At 46.2% G+C, this 20,960-nt stretch carries 20 protein-coding genes and 1 pseudogene; 13 read left to right on the forward strand and 8 right to left on the reverse strand.

What is annotated here, in order from left to right; genetic code table 11:
• Window positions 1-169: 169 nt before the first annotated feature.
• The 11 genes from thsA (at window position 170) to Q8J68_RS00750 (ending at window position 12,803) form a co-directional block, all read left to right on the forward strand.
• The gene (thsA, locus tag Q8J68_RS00705; RefSeq protein WP_305309654.1) at window positions 170-1,819 is read left to right on the forward strand and encodes a thermosome subunit alpha; all 1,650 of its coding nucleotides are present in this window, start codon (window positions 170-172) and stop codon (window positions 1,817-1,819) included.
• 238 nt (window positions 1,820-2,057) lie between these two features.
• Complete coding sequence (locus Q8J68_RS00710) at window positions 2,058-3,002, forward strand: IS5 family transposase (RefSeq protein WP_305309655.1); 945 nt, start codon at window positions 2,058-2,060, stop codon at window positions 3,000-3,002.
• 220 nt (window positions 3,003-3,222) lie between these two features.
• Entirely contained in the window at window positions 3,223-3,813 is a 591-nt protein-coding gene (locus Q8J68_RS00715) for a restriction endonuclease subunit S (protein WP_305309656.1), read from the forward strand.
• Window positions 3,807-5,375, forward strand: coding sequence for a type I restriction-modification system subunit M (locus Q8J68_RS00720; RefSeq protein ID WP_305309657.1), 1,569 nt, complete (start codon window positions 3,807-3,809; stop codon window positions 5,373-5,375). Before Q8J68_RS00715 ends, Q8J68_RS00720 begins: the two co-directional genes overlap by 7 nt.
• Window positions 5,372-6,412, forward strand: a complete 1,041-nt coding sequence (locus Q8J68_RS00725) for a virulence RhuM family protein (RefSeq protein ID WP_305309658.1) — start codon at window positions 5,372-5,374, stop codon at window positions 6,410-6,412. Before Q8J68_RS00720 ends, Q8J68_RS00725 begins: the two co-directional genes overlap by 4 nt.
• A 124-nt stretch (window positions 6,413-6,536) precedes the next feature.
• Entirely contained in the window at window positions 6,537-6,875 is a 339-nt protein-coding gene (locus tag Q8J68_RS14925; protein WP_370867569.1) for an ORF6N domain-containing protein, read from the forward strand.
• Entirely contained in the window at window positions 6,838-7,053 is a 216-nt protein-coding gene (locus Q8J68_RS00730; protein WP_370867570.1) for a Fic family protein, read from the forward strand. Before Q8J68_RS14925 ends, Q8J68_RS00730 begins: the two co-directional genes overlap by 38 nt.
• 43 nt (window positions 7,054-7,096) lie before the next feature.
• Complete coding sequence (locus Q8J68_RS00735; protein WP_305309660.1) at window positions 7,097-8,332, forward strand: restriction endonuclease subunit S; 1,236 nt, start codon at window positions 7,097-7,099, stop codon at window positions 8,330-8,332.
• 2 nt (window positions 8,333-8,334) lie between these two features.
• On the forward strand, window positions 8,335-8,868 hold the full coding sequence (locus Q8J68_RS00740) for a hypothetical protein (RefSeq protein WP_305309661.1): 534 nt from the start codon (window positions 8,335-8,337) through the stop codon (window positions 8,866-8,868).
• Window positions 8,869-8,880: 12 nt separating this feature from the next.
• On the forward strand, window positions 8,881-12,081 hold the full coding sequence (locus Q8J68_RS00745) for a type I restriction endonuclease subunit R (protein WP_305309662.1): 3,201 nt from the start codon (window positions 8,881-8,883) through the stop codon (window positions 12,079-12,081).
• Entirely contained in the window at window positions 12,078-12,803 is a 726-nt protein-coding gene (locus Q8J68_RS00750; protein WP_305309663.1) for a M48 family metallopeptidase, read from the forward strand. Before Q8J68_RS00745 ends, Q8J68_RS00750 begins: the two co-directional genes overlap by 4 nt.
• A gap of 18 nt (window positions 12,804-12,821) precedes the next feature.
• On the opposite strand, the gene Q8J68_RS00755 is transcribed toward Q8J68_RS00750, so the two are convergent.
• The 3 genes from Q8J68_RS00755 to Q8J68_RS00765 all read right to left on the reverse strand — a co-directional run bounded on the left by Q8J68_RS00755 (window position 12,822) and on the right by Q8J68_RS00765 (window position 15,440).
• Entirely contained in the window at window positions 12,822-13,937 is a 1,116-nt protein-coding gene (locus tag Q8J68_RS00755; protein ID WP_305309664.1) for an ORC1-type DNA replication protein, read from the reverse strand.
• Window positions 13,938-14,061: 124 nt separating this feature from the next.
• Complete coding sequence (locus Q8J68_RS00760) at window positions 14,062-15,243, reverse strand: cysteine desulfurase (protein ID WP_305309665.1); 1,182 nt, start codon at window positions 15,241-15,243, stop codon at window positions 14,062-14,064.
• A gap of 41 nt (window positions 15,244-15,284) precedes the next feature.
• On the reverse strand, window positions 15,285-15,440 hold the full coding sequence (locus Q8J68_RS00765) for a hypothetical protein (RefSeq protein ID WP_015054144.1): 156 nt from the start codon (window positions 15,438-15,440) through the stop codon (window positions 15,285-15,287).
• A 210-nt stretch (window positions 15,441-15,650) separates the two neighbouring features.
• Between Q8J68_RS00765 and Q8J68_RS00770 the strand changes: the two genes are divergently transcribed.
• The gene (locus Q8J68_RS00770; RefSeq protein ID WP_305309666.1) at window positions 15,651-16,928 is read left to right on the forward strand and encodes a YcaO-related McrA-glycine thioamidation protein; all 1,278 of its coding nucleotides are present in this window, start codon (window positions 15,651-15,653) and stop codon (window positions 16,926-16,928) included.
• The gene (locus Q8J68_RS00775) at window positions 16,925-17,602 is read left to right on the forward strand and encodes a TfuA-related McrA-glycine thioamidation protein (protein WP_305309667.1); all 678 of its coding nucleotides are present in this window, start codon (window positions 16,925-16,927) and stop codon (window positions 17,600-17,602) included. The genes Q8J68_RS00770 and Q8J68_RS00775 overlap by 4 nt, the downstream gene beginning before the upstream one ends.
• Window positions 17,603-17,627: 25 nt before the next feature.
• Here Q8J68_RS00775 and Q8J68_RS00780 read toward each other — a convergent pair whose 3' ends face one another.
• From Q8J68_RS00780 to Q8J68_RS00800, 5 genes and pseudogenes are all read right to left on the reverse strand, one after another.
• Window positions 17,628-18,446: a metal ABC transporter permease gene (locus Q8J68_RS00780; protein WP_305309668.1), complete on the reverse strand. Its 819-nt coding sequence runs from the start codon at window positions 18,444-18,446 to the stop codon at window positions 17,628-17,630.
• Between the two features lie 16 nt (window positions 18,447-18,462).
• Window positions 18,463-19,212, reverse strand: a complete 750-nt coding sequence (locus tag Q8J68_RS00785; RefSeq protein WP_305309669.1) for a metal ABC transporter ATP-binding protein — start codon at window positions 19,210-19,212, stop codon at window positions 18,463-18,465.
• Window positions 19,213-20,220 carry a metal ABC transporter solute-binding protein, Zn/Mn family gene (locus Q8J68_RS00790; RefSeq protein ID WP_305309670.1) on the reverse strand — a complete coding sequence of 336 codons (1,008 nt, stop codon included), beginning with the start codon at window positions 20,218-20,220 and terminating at the stop codon, window positions 19,213-19,215.
• Window positions 20,221-20,284: 64 nt separating this feature from the next.
• Window positions 20,285-20,707 (reverse strand): metal-dependent transcriptional regulator, encoded by a 423-nt coding sequence (locus Q8J68_RS00795; RefSeq protein ID WP_305309671.1) that lies wholly within the window; start codon window positions 20,705-20,707, stop codon window positions 20,285-20,287.
• A gap of 141 nt (window positions 20,708-20,848) precedes the next feature.
• Window positions 20,849-20,960, reverse strand: a pseudogene (locus tag Q8J68_RS00800) (IS1 family transposase); the annotation flags it as partial.

Genomic DNA, 20,960 nt, shown 5'->3' on the forward strand with positions numbered 1-20,960 from the left:
TTTACAATTTCCTGTTTTTCCTAGTTGTTTCGCTATCCTCTTTAAGCCAGGCTTCTTTTTAAAGCATGATTGTCCTACACCGATACTATTATATAGAACAACATTCATTAGAAAACGTCAGGAATTTAGAATTATTCCATAATTTCCAATAACAGGAGGATAGAAATAAATGGCAGGACAGATGGCTGGACAGCCGATTTTCATATTAAGAGAAGGAAGCCAGAGAACTAGAGGCAGAGAAGCACAGAGCAATAACATCATGGCTGCAAAGGCAGTCGCTGAAGCTGTTAGGACAACACTTGGTCCAAAAGGAATGGACAAAATGCTTGTCGACAGCCTTGGAGATGTTGTCATCACAAACGATGGTGCAACCATTCTTAAAGAGATGGACATCGAGCACCCCGCAGCAAAGATGATCGTAGAGGTTGCAAAGACCCAGGATAATGAGGTCGGAGACGGAACCACTAGCGCAGCAGTCATTGCAGGGGAACTCCTCAAGAAGGCGGAAGAACTTATCGACCAGGACATCCACCCCACCATTATTGCATCCGGATACAGGCTCGCTTCCGAGAAAGCCGCCGAGATCTTAAAGACACTGACAAAGGCAGTCACAAAGAACGACAGAAGCGTACTGTTGAACATTTCCGGCACTGCTATGACAGGTAAGGGAGCAGAAGCAAACAAAGACGTACTTTCGGAAATTGCTGTTTCAGCCATACTAAGCATTGTTGATGAGGACAACAAGGTCGACATGGACAACATCAAGGTCGAGAAGAAAGTCGGTGCCCGCATCGAAGAATCAAAGCTCATTGAGGGAATGATCATCGACAAGGAACGTGTCCACACCAACATGCCAAAGAAGGTCGCGGATGCAAAGATAGCACTCATCAACACGGCTATCGAGCTCAAGGACACAGAGGTTGATGCTGAGATATCCATCACATCACCAGAGCAGCTCCAGTCATTCCTTGACCAGGAAGAAAAGATGATCAAGGACATCGTCGAAAAAGTAGTCAAGAGCGGTGCAACTGTAGTTTTCTGCCAGAAAGGTATCGACGACATGGCACAGCACTACCTTGCAAAGGCAGGCATATTTGCAGTGAGGCGTGTCAAGAAGAGCGATATGGAGAAACTCGCAAAGGCAACCGGAGGCAAACTTGTCACAAACCTTGATGAGATCACCCTGGCAGACCTCGGTTACGCTGCACTCGTAGAGGAAAAGAAGATCGGCGGCGATGAGATGACCTTTGTCACTGGCTGCAAGAATCCAAAAGCAGTATCTATCCTTCTGCGCGGCGGCACAGAGCATGTTATCGACAACATCGAGAGGGCACTTCATGATGCTCTGAGAGTGGTTGGCGTAGCTATCGAAGACGAACAGCTTGTGGCTGGCGGAGGTTCACCGGAGGTCGAGGTTTCACTCAGGCTCCAGGAATACGCATCAACCCTCAGTGGCAGGGAACAGCTTGCTGTAAAGGCCTTCGCAGAAGCCCTTGAGATCATCCCGAGGACACTTGCTGAGAACGCAGGTCTGGACCCCATAGACATGCTCATGGAACTTCGTGCACACCACGAAAAGGGCCAGAAGACAGCCGGACTGAATGTTTACGAAGGTAAGGTCATCGATATGTGGGAAGCAGGAGTAGTTGAGCCACTAAGGGTAAAGACCCAGGCTATTAACGCTGCTGCAGAATCCGCAGTCATGATCCTGAGGATCGACGACATCATTGCATCCAGGCAGGGACCTGGCGGACCATCCGGTGCTGACATGGTACCAAACATGCCACCAGGCGGAATGCCCGGCATGGAAGACATGTAAGTATCAGGAAACTGAAAATATACAGGGCGCAGAATAGTTCTGCGCTACCTTTTTTATACTAAATCTGTTTACGCCATTACCGCTTTTTTAATCATGTTGATGTTAAGTGATGATTTTGTATCATCATTGCCTAAATGACCTCATAGTCATTAGCCTGCCTGATACACAAAGGAGGATTTCGATAAACCCAGTCAACATTGCACTAAAATATAAATAATAGGCAAATAAATTAAGTACCATGGATGATTTAACTGATTTTGCCCTTAATGAAGAATATAAACGTCTTCAATCTGTTGGAGACAAGCTTGCAGAAATAGAATCACTTATTGATTGGAAACCATTTCGTCCAATCCTGGAATCAATGTACAAGAACAGAACAGGTTCAGGCGGTAGGCCTGAAGCTGATGTTATTGTGATGTTTAAAATGCTTGTTCTACAACAGTGGCATGGTCTTTCTGATGCTGAACTTGAAAGACAGTGTATTGACAGGATATCCTTTAGGAAGTTCCTTGGATTTCCAGAATATGTTCCAGACAGTACAACTGTCTGGTCATTTAGAAAGAGAATTAGCGATAATGGAAAAGAGAATGAAATATGGAATGAGATGCAGAGGCAGCTTAATGCCCTTGGATTGAAAATCAAACAGGGGATGATCCAGGATGCCACATTCATTCACTCCAACCCTGGACATGCTAAAGCTGATAAGCCCCGTGGAAAAGATGCTAAAACAGCAAGAAGTAAAGATGGAACATGGGTAAAAAAAGGTGACAAATCTCATTTTGGATATAAGCTTCATACAATAATTGACAAGGACTATGAATTGATCAGAAGATTTGAAACAACAACTGCATCAGTACATGATTCACAGGTAGATCTATCTGAAGTGGGTGAAGTAGTCTACCGTGACAAAGGATACTTTGGAGCAGTTGCAAAGGGTTTTGCAGCAACAATGCAAAGAGCTGTAAGAGGACATCCATTAGGAATAGCGGATATTCTCAGAAATGAACGGATAAGTGTGCAGCGAGTTCCATGTGAAAGAGTCTATGCAGTAGCAAAGGAAGTGTTCAAAGCAGGAAAAGTGCTTGTCACAAATGTGGAAAGGGTGAATGTAAAAATGCTGATTACAGCTTTTTCTTTTAATCTTCATCAATTGAGAACACTGAAAAGGAAGGGAACTATCTAAGATAGCGTAAGCTATCCTAAAATTAAGGTGAAAAGGAACAAAAACATAAAAATCTTGGATGAAGTGGGACGAGTAACAACTTGAATTTATCAGATGCTTAAAAAAAGAGGGTTAATCTGAATCCTCAAAGAATAAACAGGAACTAGAGATTATTGATAGCCGTAAGTTCAGAAATTACTTAACAATAAGATGATATACAGAAACATCATTACTGCAATATGTGCATGCCGTAATAATCAAAGATATAGCAACAGTACAGATGGGATATTCATTCAGATCCAGGCTTGAAGCGTCTGAGAATGGAAAAGTTGTGGTCATCCAGATGAAAGACCTGCTTGATGACAACAGTGTAGATTGCAGCAGATTGATGAAAATCGACATGCATACTCTAAAAGAGCAGCACTTTGCCCGAAAAGGAGATCTGGTGTTCAGGTCAAGGGGCCAAGTAAATACTTCTGCAATTATCCGTGGAAATCCTGGAAAAGCTGTTATTGCTGCTCCCCTGCTAAGGATCAGAATTACAAATTTTGAAAATGTTTTACCGGAATACCTGAACTGGTACATCAGCCAGGCGGATGCACAGCGCTATCTGACTTCCGTGCAGGCAGGAACCTCTGTTAACATGATAAGGAGCAAAGAGTTGGAAGAGATGCCTGTTCACCTGCCTTCTTTGAAAATGCAGAATAATATTGTCGAGCTGGCAGCACTATCCGCCAGGGAGCGGATGATATTGAGCGCACTGGCTGAAAAACGAGGGAGATACATCTCCGTACTGTTAATGCAGCTTGCAAAAGAGGATAAAAAATGTTGAAACAAGTTGACCAGAAAGATATCAACAATGCAGCCTGGGCGGCGTGCGACACGTTCAGGGGAGTTGTTGACCCGGCACAATACAAGGATTACATTCTTGTTATGCTGTTCCTGAAATACATATCCGATGTGTGGCAGGACCATTACGAATCATACCGGGAGCAATATGGAGACGATGATGAGCGTATAAGACGCAAGCTGGAACGTGAGCGGTTTGTCCTTCCGGTTGTAAGGTTGATCGAAACCGATGAGAAGACAGGAGAAGGAACTTTGCTGGATGAGTTTCCTGCCACCTATTACAGCCTTTATGACCGCAGGGCTGCCGCAAACATTGGCGAATTGGTCAATATTGTGCTCGACCATATTGAAGAGTCAAACAAGAGCAAACTTGAAGGAGTTTTCCGTAACATTGACTTTAACAGTGAAGCAAACCTGGGAAAAACAAAGGACAGGAACAGGCGCCTGAAGCAGCTTCTGGAAGACTTCCACAAACCACAGCTGAATATGAAGCCAAGCCTTGTTTCGGAGGATGTGATCGGGAACACCTACATATACCTGATAGAGCGCTTTGCTTCGGATTCCGGTAAGAAGGCCGGGGAATTCTTTACCCCGCCAAAGGTTACGGAACTGGTTGCCAGGCTTGCCAGGCCAGAACCGGGGGACCGCATATGTGACCCTGCATGTGGCTCCGGCGGCCTTCTGGTCCAGGCTGCCAGGGAGATAGGCAGCCGCGATTTCGCTCTTTTCGGGCAGGAGTCGAATGGCAGTACGTGGGCATTGTGCCGGATGAACATGTTCCTGCACAGCTTTGACAGTGCCCGCATTGAGTGGTGTGATACGCTGAACAGCCCGCTTCTGGTGGAGAACGACCGCCTGATGAAGTTCAATTGTGTTGTTGCCAATCCTCCGTTCTCCCTGGACAAATGGGGTGCCGAGAATGCGGAAAGCGACCGCTACAACCGCTTCTGGCGCGGCGTCCCCCCAAAAAGCAAGGGAGACTGGGCGTTCATCAGCCACATGGTTGAGATCGCACTGGAAAAAGAAGGACGTGTGGCCGTGGTTGTGCCCCACGGAGTGCTTTTCAGGGGAGCACAGGAAGGCCAGATCCGCAGGAAGATGATCGAGGAAAATCTGCTTGACGCAGTTATCGGCCTTCCGGGAAACCTGTTCCCCACCACCAATATTCCTGTGGCGGTCCTTGTCTTTGACCGCTCGCGGGAAAAGGGAGGAGCTAGGGAGGACTGCAAGGATGTCCTTTTCATCGATGCCAGCCGGCAATTTAGGTCCGGGAAGAACCAGAACACGCTTTCGGACGAGCATCTTGCAAGGATCATGGCGACATACGAATCCAGAGACGACGTGGATAAATATGCTCATGCGGCAGACCTTAAGGAGATAAAGGAGAACGATTTCAACCTGAATATCCCCCGCTATGTAGATACCTTCGAGGAAGAGGAGGAGATCGATATCGATGCCGTCCAGCAGGAGATCGATGAGTTGGAAAAGGAGCTGGCAGAGGTGCGAGTGAAAATGGCTGAGAAGCTAAAGGAGATCCAGCGATGAGAGGGAGTAGTAAAAAATTAATCCGCAACAGCACTGCGGAATTTCTCATCTTTACCGGGCAGGCTGGCGAACAGAGCATTGAAGTAAGATACGAAGATGAGACTATCTGGCTATCCCAGAAAATGATTGCAACTTTGTTTGAAGTGAGTGTCAAAACAATAAGTGAGCATTTGATAAATTGCTACAAACAGTCTGAGATTAATAAAAATGAAACCATCCGGAAATTCCAGATAGTTCAAACTGAAGGTTCAAGAGAAGTCAAAAGATCGGTCGATTTTTACAATCTTGACGCTATAATTTCTGTAGGATACAGGGTTAATTCGATACGTGCAACACAGTTTCGTCAATGGGCTACGAGAGTTTTGCACGACTTTGCCATCAAGGGCTATGTGCTGGATAAAAAGCGTATGGAGAATGGTTCCTTCCTTAACGAAGATTATTTTGAGCATCTTCTTGAGGAAATTCGAGAGATCCGGCTCAGTGAGCGTAGGTTTTACCAGAAAATCACAGATATTTACGCCACCAGTGTGGACTACAATAGGAATGCACCTACAACTAAGGCATTTTTTGCGAGAGTACAGAACAAGTTGCATTTTGCCATACATGGACGCACAGCAGCCGAACTTATTGTGGAGCGGGCAGACAGTACTAAAACTAACATGGGGCTTAGTACCTGGGAAAATGCACCAGATGGTAAGATTTTGAAGAGCGATGTTTCAGTTGCTAAAAATTATCTTGCAAAAGGTGAACTGGAATCATTAGGACGTATCGTTAACGCCTATCTGGATCTGGCGGAGGAAAGGGCACGAAGAAGAATACCAATGACAATGGAAGATTGGGCTAAACGTCTGGATAAGTTCCTTGAGTTTGATGATCGGGATATTCTCCATGACAGCGGAAAAATAACTGCCGATGCTGCTAAAGAGTATGCTGAAAGCGAGTTCCAAAAATACCGCATTGTGCAGGACCAGATGTTTGAATCTGATTTTGACAGAATGATCAAGGATTTGCCAAAGAATCCAAAGTCTGAGAAATAACAGATACGGAAGATTTAATGAAATTACCTCTAACAAAATCACAAAATCCGGAATTGGAATCATGAGTCAGAATCAGATTAACACGTTTACGAATTATGCTGAAACCAGAAACCTGAGGTGCATGATGCTGTTTGCCGAATTTTTCCCTGATTATAAGATTATCGTTCCACTGGCACGACAATTAAGCTGGTCGCAGTTTGCTACCGATTCAGGAAACAATAACTCTGATTTTAGATTCCAGTTAACTGCGGAAGAATATAAGGTTTTGAGGTCACAGATTGTTACCTCAAGTTCAGAACGCGGTGGGCGGCGCTATTTACCTTACGCCTTTACCGAGCAGGGCGTGTCAATGCTGTCTACGGTATTGAAAAGCGAAACTGCATACCCCCGAAGTCACCCCCTATGTTACCCCCGAAGTTTTAAGGATGATTCAGATGATTACCGGAAAAATGTCACGAATTGATATCATCACCGCTCTTGGCCTGAAGGACGAAAAACACTTCAGGGAAAATTACCAGCAGATTGGAATCGCCACAGGTGTAATTGAGATGACAGTCCCTGATAAACCTAAAAGCAGTAAGCAGAAATATCGACTGACTGATACCGGAAAGAATCTTTTGAAAGGAAGGAAACACGAATGAACAATGATAGACAAAGGTTCCTGGGGAAATTGGAGGTGGAAGAATGAAATTGCCTGATGGGTGGGAAATGTACTCTTTAGGAGATATTTTCACGTTTAAAAATGGATTAAATGCTGAAAAAGCATCTTATGGCAAAGGTATCAAATTTATTAATGTCATGGATGTCCTTCAAGGAAACTCCATAACAGCTGACATTGTTTCAGGACAAATAACCTTGCCAGAAAAAAAAATAAAAGAAAATCTGGTCAAAAAAGGTGATGTTTTATTTAACCGTACTTCAGAGACCCCTGAAGAAATAGGAATGACATCAGTTTACTTGGATGATGAAGACGTTGTTTTCGGTGGATTTGTTATCAAAGGGCGCCCAATAGATAATAAATTAGATAACATGTTTAAAAAATACTGTTTTTTTTCTGAAAGTGTAAGAAAAGAAATAATTCGGAGAGGACAAGGTGCTGTTAGAGTAAATATAGGCCAAAAAGATCTGTCAAAAGTCTCAATGACGGTCCCCTCAATCCCCGAACAAAAAGCCATTGCCGACCTGTTATCCACATGGGATGAGGCCATCGAGAAGACTGAAAGGATGATTCAGGTGAAGGAGAAGCGGTTTAAGTGGTTGCTGGATAATCTCATTGTCAAACCCTGCCGTGAAGGAAAGTGGAAGGAAGTCAGATTAAGTAAGCTTTTTGAGCCGATGACAGAAAAAAATACCGTTGACGAAACAAATGTACTTACCACTTCTGCAGAGCACGGTTTGGTGAGTCAATTTAAGTATTACAAAAAAAGTGTATCTGCTGAGGACGTTTCGGGATATCATCTCCTTAAAAAAGGTGATTTTGCATATAACCGCAGCTCATCAAATGGATGTCCTTATGGAGTTATCAAACGGCTTGATGAAAGTAATCAAGGGGTTCTTTCAACTCTGTACATCTGTATGAGACCCATTTCTGATCAAGAGATGAACTCCGACTTTTATGTTCACCTCTTTGAATCGGGCATTCTCAATCGAAAACTTCGAGGAATTTGTCAGGAAGGTGCAAGAAGTCATGGGCTTCTTAATCTTTCAAAGTCAGATTATTTCGCAATGAAAATTCCATATCCTGCAATAGAAATTCAAGATAAGGTTGCTGAGGTTCTCAATTTAGCAGAAAGCGAAATTGAACTTCTTTGCTCTACATTTGAAAAATACAAAACCCAGAAACGCGGCCTGATGCAGAAGATGCTTACAGGCGAGTGGCAGGTGAGGGAAGAGATAATCAGAAAGCATTCCGGGGTGTGACTATGGCAAGGAGAAGACTGAATTCCCTGGAAAAGGCGGAATTGATCGCCCTGGTGAAGGACATGATGGAACTGTCTGCTGACAATAAGCTCTTTGTCAGGTCGGCGCTTGCAGACGCCGAAGATATTGAAGTTGAGAAGTATAAGAAGAAAATATCCCGTGCCCTTAGTTACAATATGAGAGGAACGAAATACTGGGATCTTAAAGAGGCGGGGCGCATTATCCGGTATCTTGAAAAGGCTACCGATGATCCGATGATCAGGGCGGACGTTTATGTGCATACAGTGGTGCAGGGGCACAGAATTACTGATGAGCTCGGAGATATTGACCAGGACTACTACCACACAATGGAAGATTTCTATGAGGACGCAGCAAAATGGGTTCTTGCTGCGCAAAAGCAGGGACACGACATTACACTTTTGAAGGAAAGCCTGCGTGAGGTCATGCTAAAAGCACAGGGCATCGGCTGGGGATACTGTGACGAGCTGTCAAGTCTCTGGTCAGAGTATTTTGGAGACAACGACGCAGAAGAATAAGGAGGAAAAAACATGGATACGTTCGAGACAAACGAAAAGGCTCTTTCACAGATTCCAGCAGTACAGCTTCTCATAAACCTGGGTTATGAGTATTTAAGTCCGGGCGAGGCGCTGAAGGAAAGGCAGAGCCGCACTTCCAATGTACTCCTTGAGAGCATCCTGCGCAGCCAGCTTAAGAAAATAAACCGCATCCAGTACAGGGGAAACGAGTACCTGTTCAGCGAGGAGAACATCCAGTCCGCCATCGAGAAGCTGAAGAACATCAGGTACGACGGACTGCTGAAGACCAATGAAATGGTATACGACCTCCTGACCCTCGGGACGGCAATGGAGCAGACCCTTGAAGGCAACTCCAAGAGCTTCAACCTGAACTACATCGACTGGCGCAATCCCGGGAAGAACAGCTTCCATGTAACCGTTGAGTATAGTGTCCAGCGCACCAGAAGCACCGATACCGTGCGCCCGGATATCGTGCTATTTGTCAACGGAATTCCCTTCTGCGTAATTGAATGCAAGGCTCCGCAGGTGGATATCGGGCAGGCTGTATCACAATCCATCAGGAACCAGACTGATGAACACATTCCAAAACTCTTCACTTATACCCAGCTGCTTCTTGCCATAAACAAGAACAGTGCCATGTATGCAACAGTCGCAAGTGCTGCAAAGTTCTGGAGCATCTGGAAAGAAAAACAGACGCAAGCCGGGACCCCGGAGTTTGAAAAACTACAGGAGCTTGTCAGCAAGCCGCTGGAAAAAGATATCATCTCCAGAATATTGACCACCCTCAACGCAGAGTCCGAAATACTGGAAAAAGAACGCCTTGTCACCGAACAGGACAGGTCGATATATTCACTGTGCCGTCCCGAAAGATTACTGGAGCTGGCATGGAAATTCACCATATTTGATGCAGGTATTAAAAAGATCGCCAGGTATCAGCAGTATTTTGTAACAAGATCAACCCTCAGGCGCATAAAGCAATTCGGCGAGGACGGATCCCGCAGGGGAGGCATCATCTGGCACACACAGGGGTCCGGCAAATCCCTGACAATGGTCATGCTGGCAAGGAGCCTCGCCCTTGACCCGGAAATATTGAATCCCCGGATAGTACTGGTAACAGACAGGGACGATCTGGATAAACAGCTTGGCAACACATTTGCCGCCTGCGGTCTTGAAGCAAATCGCGCCACCTCCGGGCGCAACCTTCTGGAACTTATCAGTGAAAAACAGTCAGGCATCATAACCACGCTGATCCACAAATTCGACAAAGCCTATGCTGCCGGGAAATACCAGGAAGGATCGCCAGATATCTTCGTGCTGGTCGATGAAAGTCACCGCACCCAGTTCGGATCGTTTTCCGCACGCATGAGGCAGATGTTCCCCAACGCATGCTACCTGGGATTCACAGGAACCCCCCTGATGAAAAAGGAAAAGAACAGCTTCACCAAATTCGGCGGACTGCTTGAGCCCCATTACTCCATAACACAGGCCGTTGAGGACGGCGCTGTGGTGCCGCTCCTTTATGAAGGGAGGCATGTGGAAATGACCCAGAACCAGGTGGCTGTTGACATGTGGTTCGAGCGCCATACCCAGGGACTTACCGACCAGCAGAAAGCCGACCTCAAACACAAATATGCCAGGGCGGAAATGCTGAACAAAGCAGAGCAGGTCATCTACATGAGGGCGTTCGATATAAGCGAGCACTACCGTGCAAACTGGCAGGGGACCGGGTTCAAAGCCCAGCTTGTCGCCCCCAGCAAGCCTGCCGCCCTGAGATACCACAATTACCTGAACGAAATTGGCACGGTTTCATCGGAGGTCGTCATTTCCCCGCCGGACATGCGCGAAAGTTACGATGAGACCGATGACGAAGCAACCGACGAGGTTGTCAAATTCTGGCAAAAAATGATGAGACGCTACGGGAGCGAGGAAGAATACACAAAACAGCTCATCAACCAGTTCAAACACGGCATCGATCCGGAAATACTGATAGTGGTAAGCAAACTCCTGACAGGATTTGACGCCCCGAAAAATACCGTATTGTACCTGTGCAGGGTTTTACGGGAGCACACTCTGCTTCAGGCTATTGCAAGGGTTAACCGTATTCACGAAGGCAAAGAGTTTGGATTCATTGTTGATTACGCAAGCATACTCGGAGAACTGGACAAAGCACTGACCATGTACAGTGCATTTGAAGGCTTCGACGAGTCGGACCTTGCAGGTACACTCAGTTCGATAAACAGGGAAATCGAAAAACTGCCCGGCAGGTACTCTGACCTCTGGGACCTCTTCAAAACAGTAAAACATGCCTATGATGAAGAAGAATACGAACTTCTGCTGGCAGACGAACAGCTCAGGGAAGAATTCTACTCCCGCCTTTCCGAGTATTCCAGAAACCTCGCAATTGCCCTGTCTTCAGACCGCTTTCTATCAGAAACTGACGAACAGACACTATCCCGATACAAAACCGACCTCATGAAGTTCCAGTCACTGAAAAATTCAGTCAAACTGCGATATGCCGAGGCAATCGATTACAGGGATTACGAGCCAAAGATCAAGAAACTTCTCGACACGCACATTCAGGCGGATGAAGTGATCCGGCTCAACGAGCCCGTCAATATCTTCGATGATAAAATGTTCGATCAGGTAAAAGAAGAACATGGGATCTACGAAACAAAAAAGACCGCTGCCTCCCGAGCCGATACAATAGCTCATGCCACCAGGAAAGTAATTATAGATAAAATGGATACGGACCCTGCATTCTATGAAAAGTTCTCAAAGCTCATCCAGCAGGCTATAGAAGATTTCAGAGCAAAGAGACTCTCTGACCTGGACTATCTGAACAGGGTCATGGATATCAGGAGCAAGGTCGTTGGAAAGGTACATGATGAAGTACCGGCTCAGCTCACCGATAATGAAGATGCTATGGCTTACTACGGAGTGATAAAACCGTTCATTAAAAACCATGGACTGGACGGGAAGGAGCTTGAAAAGATTATCGCCGATACTGCGGTAGCCGTTCATGTAATTATTGAAAAACACAGAAAGGTCAATTTCTGGGATGATGAGGATGCTCAAAAACAAACAGAAAACGAAATTGACGACTATTTGTACGATGAACTGAAGAATGGGAAAAATATCGACCTGTCAAGCGAACAGATGGACGGGATTATCGAAAAGGTCCAGCTGGTTGCAAAACACAGGAGCTACAGATGACAGGGGTAACAAATTGCGAGAACAGGTCATTTACCTATGGTCAGAAAACAATTGAATACCGGCTAATTTACGCAAAAAGGAAAACACTGGAAATCGCAGTCCATCCGGACAGTACTGTAATTATTAAAGCACCGACTGGTTCTGAAATCTCACTGATCGAGAAAAAGATACATAAAAGAGCGCGGTGGATCTTAAAACAGGTGGATTATTTCCGGCAGTTCACTCCAAAAACACCAGAGCGGCTTTACATCAGTGGAGAGACACATCTGTATCTTGGAAAACAATATCGCTTAAAAGTTACCAGGGGACAGAAAAATAGCGCCAGGTTGTCCGGAGGAGTTTTTCAGGTCACTTGCCTGGATGAACCTGAACCAGAACTCGTAAAAAAACTCATGAAAAAATGGTATTCAGAGAAGGCAAATATTCAGTTTGCCGAAAGTATTGAGAGATGCTGGCCAAAGTTTAAGTTTTTGGACTTCGGCAAACCTTCAATTTCTGTAAAATGCATGCAAAAAAGATGGGGAAGCCTCTCTGAAAAAGGTACCATGACATTAAACACGGAACTTGTCAAAGCTCCTAAACAATGCATTGATTATGTTGTCATCCATGAGCTATGCCATCTAAAGTATCATGATCATAGTCCCGATTACTACAGGATGCTTGATTCATTGATGCCGGGCTGGGAGAAAATAAAGCATAAACTCGAGCTCAGCATGGCTTAAAAACAAAATCCCAATGAATTAGTGTTCAAGACACTTCAGTATATCCTGTGGTTCGTACCTTGTTTTGATCATCCTGGTCCTTCCACGCATGCCCTTGCCTGAGAAGTCGGCATCCAGGAACTGAGAGGAATTCATCTTTTCGAGGATCTCATAAAAGCGCGTATATCCAAGTCCTGTGATTTCATGGAAGGATTTATAGAGATCACCTGTCTGCAGGTCCCCTCCCTTTGCTATGAGACCAAGCAAAGTCCTCTCATGTTCGGTAAGGGAGCGAATGCTGCGGCAGAGGTACGTGAGCCGGGATGCATCATAGGCTTTCTCGACATCCTCGAGGGATGTAGTGCGGCTTGCCCTGCGCTCTGCGTTCAGCCCTGAACGCTTGAGAAGATCGATACCTACACGCAGGTCGCCTGTGGTGCTCACATACTCCACGATGCGCTCACACACCTCATCCGGTACTACGTTCGGGTAAAAAGCATGCTGCACCCTGTTGCGGACAATATCCCCGATCTCACCCGGTCCGTATCGGGGGAAATTTATCTCTTCTGGCAAAAACACGGAGCCTACCCTGGGATCGAAATTATAGGAAGTACCCACATCACTGATGATAGCGATAACTGAAACCCTTGCTCCCGGATACTGTTCATGGGCACGTAGCAGGGAATACATAACTTCGTCTGCATGCCCTTCGTGGAAAAGGTAATTTATATCATCAAGGGCAACCACCAGTATCTTGTTGGTATCCACAAGATGTTTCAATACTTTCTCAAAAAGCTTCCTGAAAGCGACACCGGATGTAGGCGGCTTGATATTGACCAGCTTTTCGTATATCCTGGAAACTACCGCAAAACGTGTGGAATCCATCTGGCAGTTTATCTTTGCAAAGACCACATTATCGGTATGTTCCTTCATCTCATTGAACACTTTCTGGACCGCAGTGGTCTTTCCGGTACCCGGAGGGCCTTTGACAAGACAGTTCACCGGCCTCATCCCACGCATGGCCGGCTTCAGGCTGAACTTGAGGGCCTGCAACTGGGATTCCCTGTGTGCGAAGTATTCAGGAAGGTAATCCAGTTCAAGAACCTCACCGTTCCGGAATATGGTCTCATCCCACAGAAGCACGTCCTTGGTCACTTGTAAGCCTCTCTTTTGTCTATAAGGATATATTGTCGCGTAATCCAGCTTTGTAATTATATAAATATAGCCTGCCCATAATAACTTTTTGCTTTCATCACCGCAGCCCGCCTTCAGCACTGCTTCAAGCAATGAATGCAGCGATATTCAGTACAGTATCAACAAGCTGGTCAACCTCTTCCTGCGTATTGTACAATGCGAACGAAGCTCTCACGGTACCATCCACTCCGAGGAACCCTATGCCGGGAATAGCACAGTGATAACCGCTACGCACGCATATTTTCCGGGTCTGGTCAAGTATCATGGCAACATCGTGCGCATTCATACCGGTGACATTGAAAGGCACAACAGATGACCTTTCCTTTGGTCCGTAAACTTCCACCCCATCTATCCCAGCAAGCCTGCGGGCGGCATCCCGGGCAAGAGTTACCTCATGCTTCTCGATATCCTTCACCCCTACATCTTTCACATATTCCACTGCCCTTCCAAGGCCAATGACTCCCGGCATATTGGGGGTACCGGCCTCGAACTTTGCAGGGCTTACCTCGATCTCATAACCGGAATCATTCACCGCACGGACCATCCCCCCGCCAAGGAACAGCGGCTCGATAATATCCGGCTCCTTTATATACAACACACCGGTACCCTGCGGCCCCAGAAGGCCCTTGTGACCTGGAGTTACAAAAAAATCAGGATCCATGGAACCCAAATTTACGGGCATGTGCCCTGCGGACTGGGAACCGTCCACCAGCACCCGGATATCCTCCCCATGAGCATCTTTGATAACCCTGCTGACTTCCTGTATGGAGCCAAATACATTGGACACCTGGGTGACGGCTATCAAGCGCGTTTGGCCGGTAATTGCCGATATTATATCCCCGGGATCGACAATACCGGTGATATCAGGTTTTACAATGGTGAGGTCCACTCCCTCCTCTTTAAGCCGCATCCAGGGAAGAAGGTTGGAGTGATGTTCCACGAGGGTGACTATAACATGGTCGCCATCCTCCCAGGGAAAACCCAGTGCAACAACATTTATGCTTTCTGTGGCATTCCTTGTGAAGATGGTCTTTTTTACATCTGCATTCAGAAAAGCTGCGACGCTTTCCCTGGCATCCTCATAATGGTTTGTGGTCTCACGGGCAAGTCTGTGAGCTCCCCTGCCGTGATTGCCTGCATACTTGAAAAAATACTCCTCCATAGCCCGGACTGCAGGTACCGGGGTCTGTGTGGTGGCTGCATTATCCAGATAGATAACTTCTTTAAGAACCGGAAAGTCTTCCCTGACGGAATGGACGTCGTACATAGGAGTCCTTACGTCAATAAAATAAAAATAGTTTTGCAGGCTTATTTTGCCTGCAGTCCGCCTACCATGAAGCGGCAGAGATCCATATCCTCGTCGTTGAGTTCATCTGATGAAATCCCGGCGATAACGGAATGGAAATTGGATATAAAACAGTCGACATTGTCAGATCTGGTCTTATCTTTCCTTAGGTCTCTCATAATTCCTCCTGTCTCTCATATATTAACCAGATAAGCACTTTGTATATATATTACATACTTTATGTTGCTATCCGATTGAACACTACAATTGGTGTAACAATTATATATAGTTATTGTTAAAAGGAAAAGTCATCGGAATTAGCCCTTAAATAAGTAAGAGATAAGCCATTGTCGCAAGAATTTAATAGATATAAGAGACTTTGCCTAAACATGCCAGAGATAACTATAGACAAATCACATATATACATCAGGGGAACACAGCGCGTCCTGGGGGAGGAGACAACCCTTGAAAAGGCCAAAAGCAGTCTTAACAGGATAGGGGTTACAAGGGTTGCCGGCATAACGGACCTTGACAGGATAGGCATACCCGTGATCACAACGGTGAGGCCAAGCGCCGCAGAGGGAGCAATCTCCATATATTCCGGCAAAGGGAGCACAGAGAACCAGGCACGCATCTCGGCAATGATGGAAAGCTATGAGAGATGCCTTGCAGAAAGAAGTGGCCTGAATATGGATGTAAATGAGGACATTTCCGCACCCTGCTTCATAGATAGTTTTGAAGGCGCACTTTCCAGAGGCTCCGCAGTAGATCCTGCATCCCTGTTACTGTCTGAAATGCATTCCCCGGAGCAACTGATAGAGTGGACCACCGGATGGGACCTGCTGAAAAAAGAAGAAATAGCTGTTCCTGCAAATGCTGTTTTCCATCCCTACAACGCACCCGGCCGGGCGGCGAAGCTTTTCAGGTCCAATACCAATGGACTTGCTGCCGGCAACATGCCCGAGGAAGCAATACTTCACGGGTTGCTTGAGGTTATTGAAAGGGATGCTCTAAGCACTGCTGAGTTTCACAGGTTTCCTGGCAAAGAAATAATCCTGACAGCAGAGGATGGAGAGAACTATGAACTGCTGCGCAGGTTCCTTGATAATGATATTGATGTTAAACTATGGCTTCTGCCACATGATACGGAGATAACCACGGTTGTAGCGGCTACGGATGATGTGAGACTGATGGACCCGGCATTGCTTGTTATGGGAGCGGGAGCCCACCTGAAGCCCGAGATAGCGATAAAGAGGGCTCTGACAGAAGCAGCCCAGTCACGGGTCGTGCAGATACATGGCGCACGTGAGGACACTGACCGTGAGAGCTTTGTAAGGCAGATAGGTTACGACAGGATCAAGCGCATGAACAGATACTGGTATGATGAGGGAGAAAAGGTCACGATGAATGAGATCAAAGACCTTTCAGCAAACAGCCCCTCAGAAAACATCGAAACTGTTCTGGAGCAACTCAGCCGTGTCGTTAACAGCGCTGTAATCGTGGACCTTTCCAGAGAGAGCATACCGGTTTCCGTCATCAGGGCCATCATACCGGCATTTGAGATGTACTCCCTCGACAGGGAGCGCATGGGGAGCAGGCTAAAAGCTGGAAAGAAACAAAAAATGGCTCCGCAAGAGCGCCCCTGGAGGCACAGGGTCAGGAAATGAGTGCAAAAAAGAGCAAAGCATTAGTATTCACAGGCACGAGCATCAGCCACGCAGATGCAAGCAAGATACTAGATGTTGATTACCAGCCCCCCGTTTTCAGAGGGAGTATGGAAACCGCGGTCATGGCCGGCTATATCCTTATTGGCATCATCGACGGAATATTCTTCAGCAGGGCAGCCGTTGCGCACAAAGAGATAATCAGAGCGATAGATGCAGGAGTTACCGTTGTGGGCGGATGCAGCATGGGTGCTCTGCGTGCCTCTGAACTCGATGTCCACGGCATGATCGGCGTGGGTAAGATATATGAATGGTACAGGGACGGAATAGTTGAAGATGATGACGAGGTCGCGGTGGCAACCAATCCTGACACATTCGAACCAGTTTCAAGTCCCATGGTAAATATGAGGGAAACTCTCTTTGCTGCCGCTCATAAGAAGATCATTGATGAAGAGAGCTGTGCGGCCTTAGTAGCACTTGCCAAGAAAACACATTACACCGAGAGAAGTTACTTTGGATTAACAAAAGAAGCTTCCATGATGAAAATAATATCTGAGGACAAAGCTGCAGAACTTCTGGATTACTGCAGAAATCACGAGGCAGACATAAAAAGGCAGGATGCAGTACTGGTCCTTGAGAAAATGAGAGAGCTGCTGCTCAAAAGTAATATGAAATAGGCAAAATACAGATGGATACAAGAGCTCACCTGCTTGTGATCTTTGGTTTGACTGCTTTGTACACGAAATGGAGCATATAAACTGCAGACATCACAAGGATAATTGTCGCACCTGAAGGCACATCATAATTGTAGGAGAGCGCCAGCCCCATTATACTGAAGAGCGCACCAAAGAAGATGGACAGGTACATCATCTTTCTCAGGTTCTTTGTGTAATGGCTGCTCAGGGATGCCGGCATAGTAAGCAGTGCTATAATTAGTATTATCCCTACAACCTTTATGAGCAGGACAATTGTCAATGCTATCAGGCACAGCAACAGAAGATAAAGACGCTCTACATTGATACCTGCGACCGTGGCAAACTCCTCGTCAAAACATAGGGACATGAATTCCTTGTAATAGGCATATACCACCAGGATGATCACAACATCAAGGGCAACCATCAGGTAGATGTCCGAGAGTGGCACTGTGAGTATGTTTCCGAAAAGATAGGTCATCAGGTCCGGCGCATATCCGGGGGTGAGATAAATGAGAATGATGCCTATAGCCATGCCCAGTGACCACAGTATGCCAATGGCAGTATCTTCAGCCACCTTTGTCCTTTTGCTTGCAAGCCCCATGGCAATAGCTGCTAACAGGCTGAAAGGTATCAGTCCGTACATCGGGTTGACACCAAGGTAGTACCCAAGACCAATACCCCCGAATGACGCATGGGAAATGCCACCGCTCAGAGAGGAAACTTTTTTGACAACAACATATACGCCTATGATCCCACAGGCGATGCTTGCAAGGATTGCTGCCATTATCGCATTCCTCATAAAGCCGTATTGCAGTATTTCAAGCATGGAAAGTTTCCCCGGTTCAATGAATCTTCAAGACCCTGTGAGGAACACCATGCGCTATCAGCTCTACCGGGCATTGGTATGCAGCCTCAAGATCAGCAGGGCTCAGTTCCTTTGAATTGTGATAGTGCAACCTTCGATTCAGACAGGCGACCTTGTCAACATAAACCGACAGGGCGCTCATGTCGTGAGTCACAAGCAGGATAGCGATCTCCGACTTAAGCCTGTTGAGAAGCTCATAGAACTCCTTCTGGTGTTTTGAATCTATCCCGGTTGAAGGTTCGTCCAGGATCAGCAATTTGGGATGTGTAACAAGCGACCGGGCGATGAAGACCCTCTGTTTCTGTCCGCCTGACAGTTCACCGATCTGGCGGTCCCTGTAATCAAGCATAGCGACTACTTTAAGAGCTTCATAGGCAGCTTTTTTGTCCTCTTCGTTATATCCCATGAAGGGACCTTTATGGCCTAAGCAGCCCATGAGAACAACTTCCCATACACTTATGGGGAACTCGAGATTAGAAGAGATATATTGGGGCACATAACCCGCATACTTGCGGGTCTTTTTTGGATCGTCCCCCAGAAGTTTGACCGAGCCACGATCAGGTTTGATCAATCCAAGGATGACTTTCAGAAGGGTGCTTTTGCCACCTCCGTTGGGGCCGATTATAGCAAGGAAATCCCTGTCCTCAACTACAAGATCCACTTTTTCGAGCACGGGAACATTGCCATAACTTACCCATACATCCTTGAGATCGATCACTTCAACCATTTAAGCCAATCCTTTTGCAAACGCTTCGGATACCTTTGCAAGATTATCTATATAATCTTTTGCAAGGGGATCGATAGCCACTACTTCTGCATTTATTTCAGAAGCTATAGACTTAGCACTTGTGGCACTGAAACCGGGCTGTACGAATATTACAGTAATATTCTTCTCCTTCGCCGTGTCTATCAGACGTTGCATATCTTTCGCACTGGGTTCCTTACCCTCGATCTCTACGGAAACCTCCACAAGACCATACTCGTCCGCGAAATAGCCCCAGGAAGGATGATACACTATGAAACTGCTACCCTCTTTCCCGGAAAGGGTTTCCCTGATCATGGCGTCTGCGCCATCCAGCTCTGCAAGATAGGCATCCCTGTTCTGCATATAAAGGTCTTTGTTATCAGGGTCGATCTGTACGAGGCCTGCATAGATATTGTTGACCATTATCTTTGCTTCCAGAGGGGATGTCCATATATGAGGGTCCTTTGCACCTGCTGCGTGTGTGTGACTGTGAGTGTGATTGTCCTCGTCGTGCTCCTCATGATCATGTTCTTCATGGTCATGTTCTTCATGGTCATGCGCTTCTGCATCATGTTCGTCGTGATCATGATCTTCATCACCATGAGAGTGAGCCTCCATTGTCCGCAGCTTGATACCGCTTGATGAATCGACTATCAGCATGCCTGAGTTCTGGGCTATCAGCCGGTCCATCCATACATTCTCAAAGTCCAGCCCCGAGCCTACTTTCACATACATCTGAGCCTTACTCAGGTCCCTGAGCTGCCCCGGGGTAATCTCATAGGTATGAGGGTCTGCACCCTGAGGAACCATAACGAGCACCCGGACCTGATCTCCGGCAACCTTTTCCACGAATTCGGCCTGCGGAAGGATGCTCACAGCAACTACCGGTTTGTCCGATGAGGCAGATACTTCCTGACTGTCAACGCAACCACTCGTGATGACAAGTCCTAAAGATAGGAACACTACTAATAACATAATTAATTTATTCATATTATACCTCCATTTAGCAATACTACCAAATATGTTGGCCATATGCCAAACATATGAGCATAAATCAGGGAACTCCACAGGACACATGCCGTATCTTTCCACATACGCTTGTCATGGGATGACCCATAGAAGTGCAGATCTTATCTACTGCGGCCTTTGAAACCAGGGATTCGAACCTCGAAGTCTCTTTACATGCTTCCTCCGCTGACAGACCATAATGACTAAGCATCAGGCTAAGTATATTGTGCCTATTGACAAGGAATTCAGCATACTTAAGGCCCGTTTCGGTCAGCCTTACACCCCTGTAGGGGATATGCTCCACAAGCCCGGTCCCAGCAAGATCACCGATGGTCTTGGTAGAGGTGGAAGGGTCCACCTGCAACTGAGTAGAGATGTCTGTAGTCCTTACAAGTCCTCCTTTCTTAAAGAGGAACTTTAAATACTCTACTTTCTTTGGAGAAAGCTCAAGCCCAGTGATATCCTGCATGCAGGGGAATTACAAACTGGAGATATATATTCTTTTGGATTTTGAGTCAAAAAGAAGGCAAAAGTTTGTATAGACTCCAAAAAAGGATTTAAGCCATTACATGAATGGCAGGTCACAAGAACATAAAAAAAATAGGCATTGTTAATTAAACATCGCTAGTTCTTTATTTCTGTACTTCATTAACAGGAGAACAGAGTATCTCAACATTTCAAGACTCTTTGAATAACACTTAGACTTTCTTCTCAATCTTGCC

The sequence above is a fragment of the Methanolobus sp. genome (assembly GCF_030682845.1).
GTDB lineage: Archaea > Halobacteriota > Methanosarcinia > Methanosarcinales > Methanosarcinaceae > Methanolobus.

Excerpts from the sequence above, each read along its gene's own strand:
- thsA (WP_305309654.1), top strand. The coding sequence starts at position 170 with ATGGCAGGACAGATGGCTGGACAGCCGATTTTCATATTAAGAGAAGGA.
- Q8J68_RS00710 (WP_305309655.1), top strand. The coding sequence starts at position 2,058 with ATGGATGATTTAACTGATTTTGCCCTTAATGAAGAATATAAACGTCTT.
- Q8J68_RS00720 (WP_305309657.1), top strand. The coding sequence starts at position 3,807 with ATGTTGAAACAAGTTGACCAGAAAGATATCAACAATGCAGCCTGGGCG.
- Q8J68_RS00725 (WP_305309658.1), top strand. The coding sequence starts at position 5,372 with ATGAGAGGGAGTAGTAAAAAATTAATCCGCAACAGCACTGCGGAATTT.
- Q8J68_RS14925 (WP_370867569.1), top strand. The coding sequence starts at position 6,537 with ATGCTGTTTGCCGAATTTTTCCCTGATTATAAGATTATCGTTCCACTG.
- Q8J68_RS00730 (WP_370867570.1), top strand. The coding sequence starts at position 6,838 with ATGATTCAGATGATTACCGGAAAAATGTCACGAATTGATATCATCACC.
- Q8J68_RS00735 (WP_305309660.1), top strand. The coding sequence starts at position 7,097 with ATGAAATTGCCTGATGGGTGGGAAATGTACTCTTTAGGAGATATTTTC.
- Q8J68_RS00740 (WP_305309661.1), top strand. The coding sequence starts at position 8,335 with ATGGCAAGGAGAAGACTGAATTCCCTGGAAAAGGCGGAATTGATCGCC.
- Q8J68_RS00745 (WP_305309662.1), top strand. The coding sequence starts at position 8,881 with ATGGATACGTTCGAGACAAACGAAAAGGCTCTTTCACAGATTCCAGCA.
- Q8J68_RS00750 (WP_305309663.1), top strand. The coding sequence starts at position 12,078 with ATGACAGGGGTAACAAATTGCGAGAACAGGTCATTTACCTATGGTCAG.
- Q8J68_RS00760 (WP_305309665.1), bottom strand. The coding sequence starts at position 15,243 with ATGTACGACGTCCATTCCGTCAGGGAAGACTTTCCGGTTCTTAAAGAA.
- Q8J68_RS00765 (WP_015054144.1), bottom strand. The coding sequence starts at position 15,440 with ATGAGAGACCTAAGGAAAGATAAGACCAGATCTGACAATGTCGACTGT.
- Q8J68_RS00770 (WP_305309666.1), top strand. The coding sequence starts at position 15,651 with ATGCCAGAGATAACTATAGACAAATCACATATATACATCAGGGGAACA.
- Q8J68_RS00775 (WP_305309667.1), top strand. The coding sequence starts at position 16,925 with ATGAGTGCAAAAAAGAGCAAAGCATTAGTATTCACAGGCACGAGCATC.
- Q8J68_RS00780 (WP_305309668.1), bottom strand. The coding sequence starts at position 18,446 with ATGCTTGAAATACTGCAATACGGCTTTATGAGGAATGCGATAATGGCA.
- Q8J68_RS00785 (WP_305309669.1), bottom strand. The coding sequence starts at position 19,212 with ATGGTTGAAGTGATCGATCTCAAGGATGTATGGGTAAGTTATGGCAAT.
- Q8J68_RS00790 (WP_305309670.1), bottom strand. The coding sequence starts at position 20,220 with ATGAATAAATTAATTATGTTATTAGTAGTGTTCCTATCTTTAGGACTT.
- Q8J68_RS00795 (WP_305309671.1), bottom strand. The coding sequence starts at position 20,707 with ATGCAGGATATCACTGGGCTTGAGCTTTCTCCAAAGAAAGTAGAGTAT.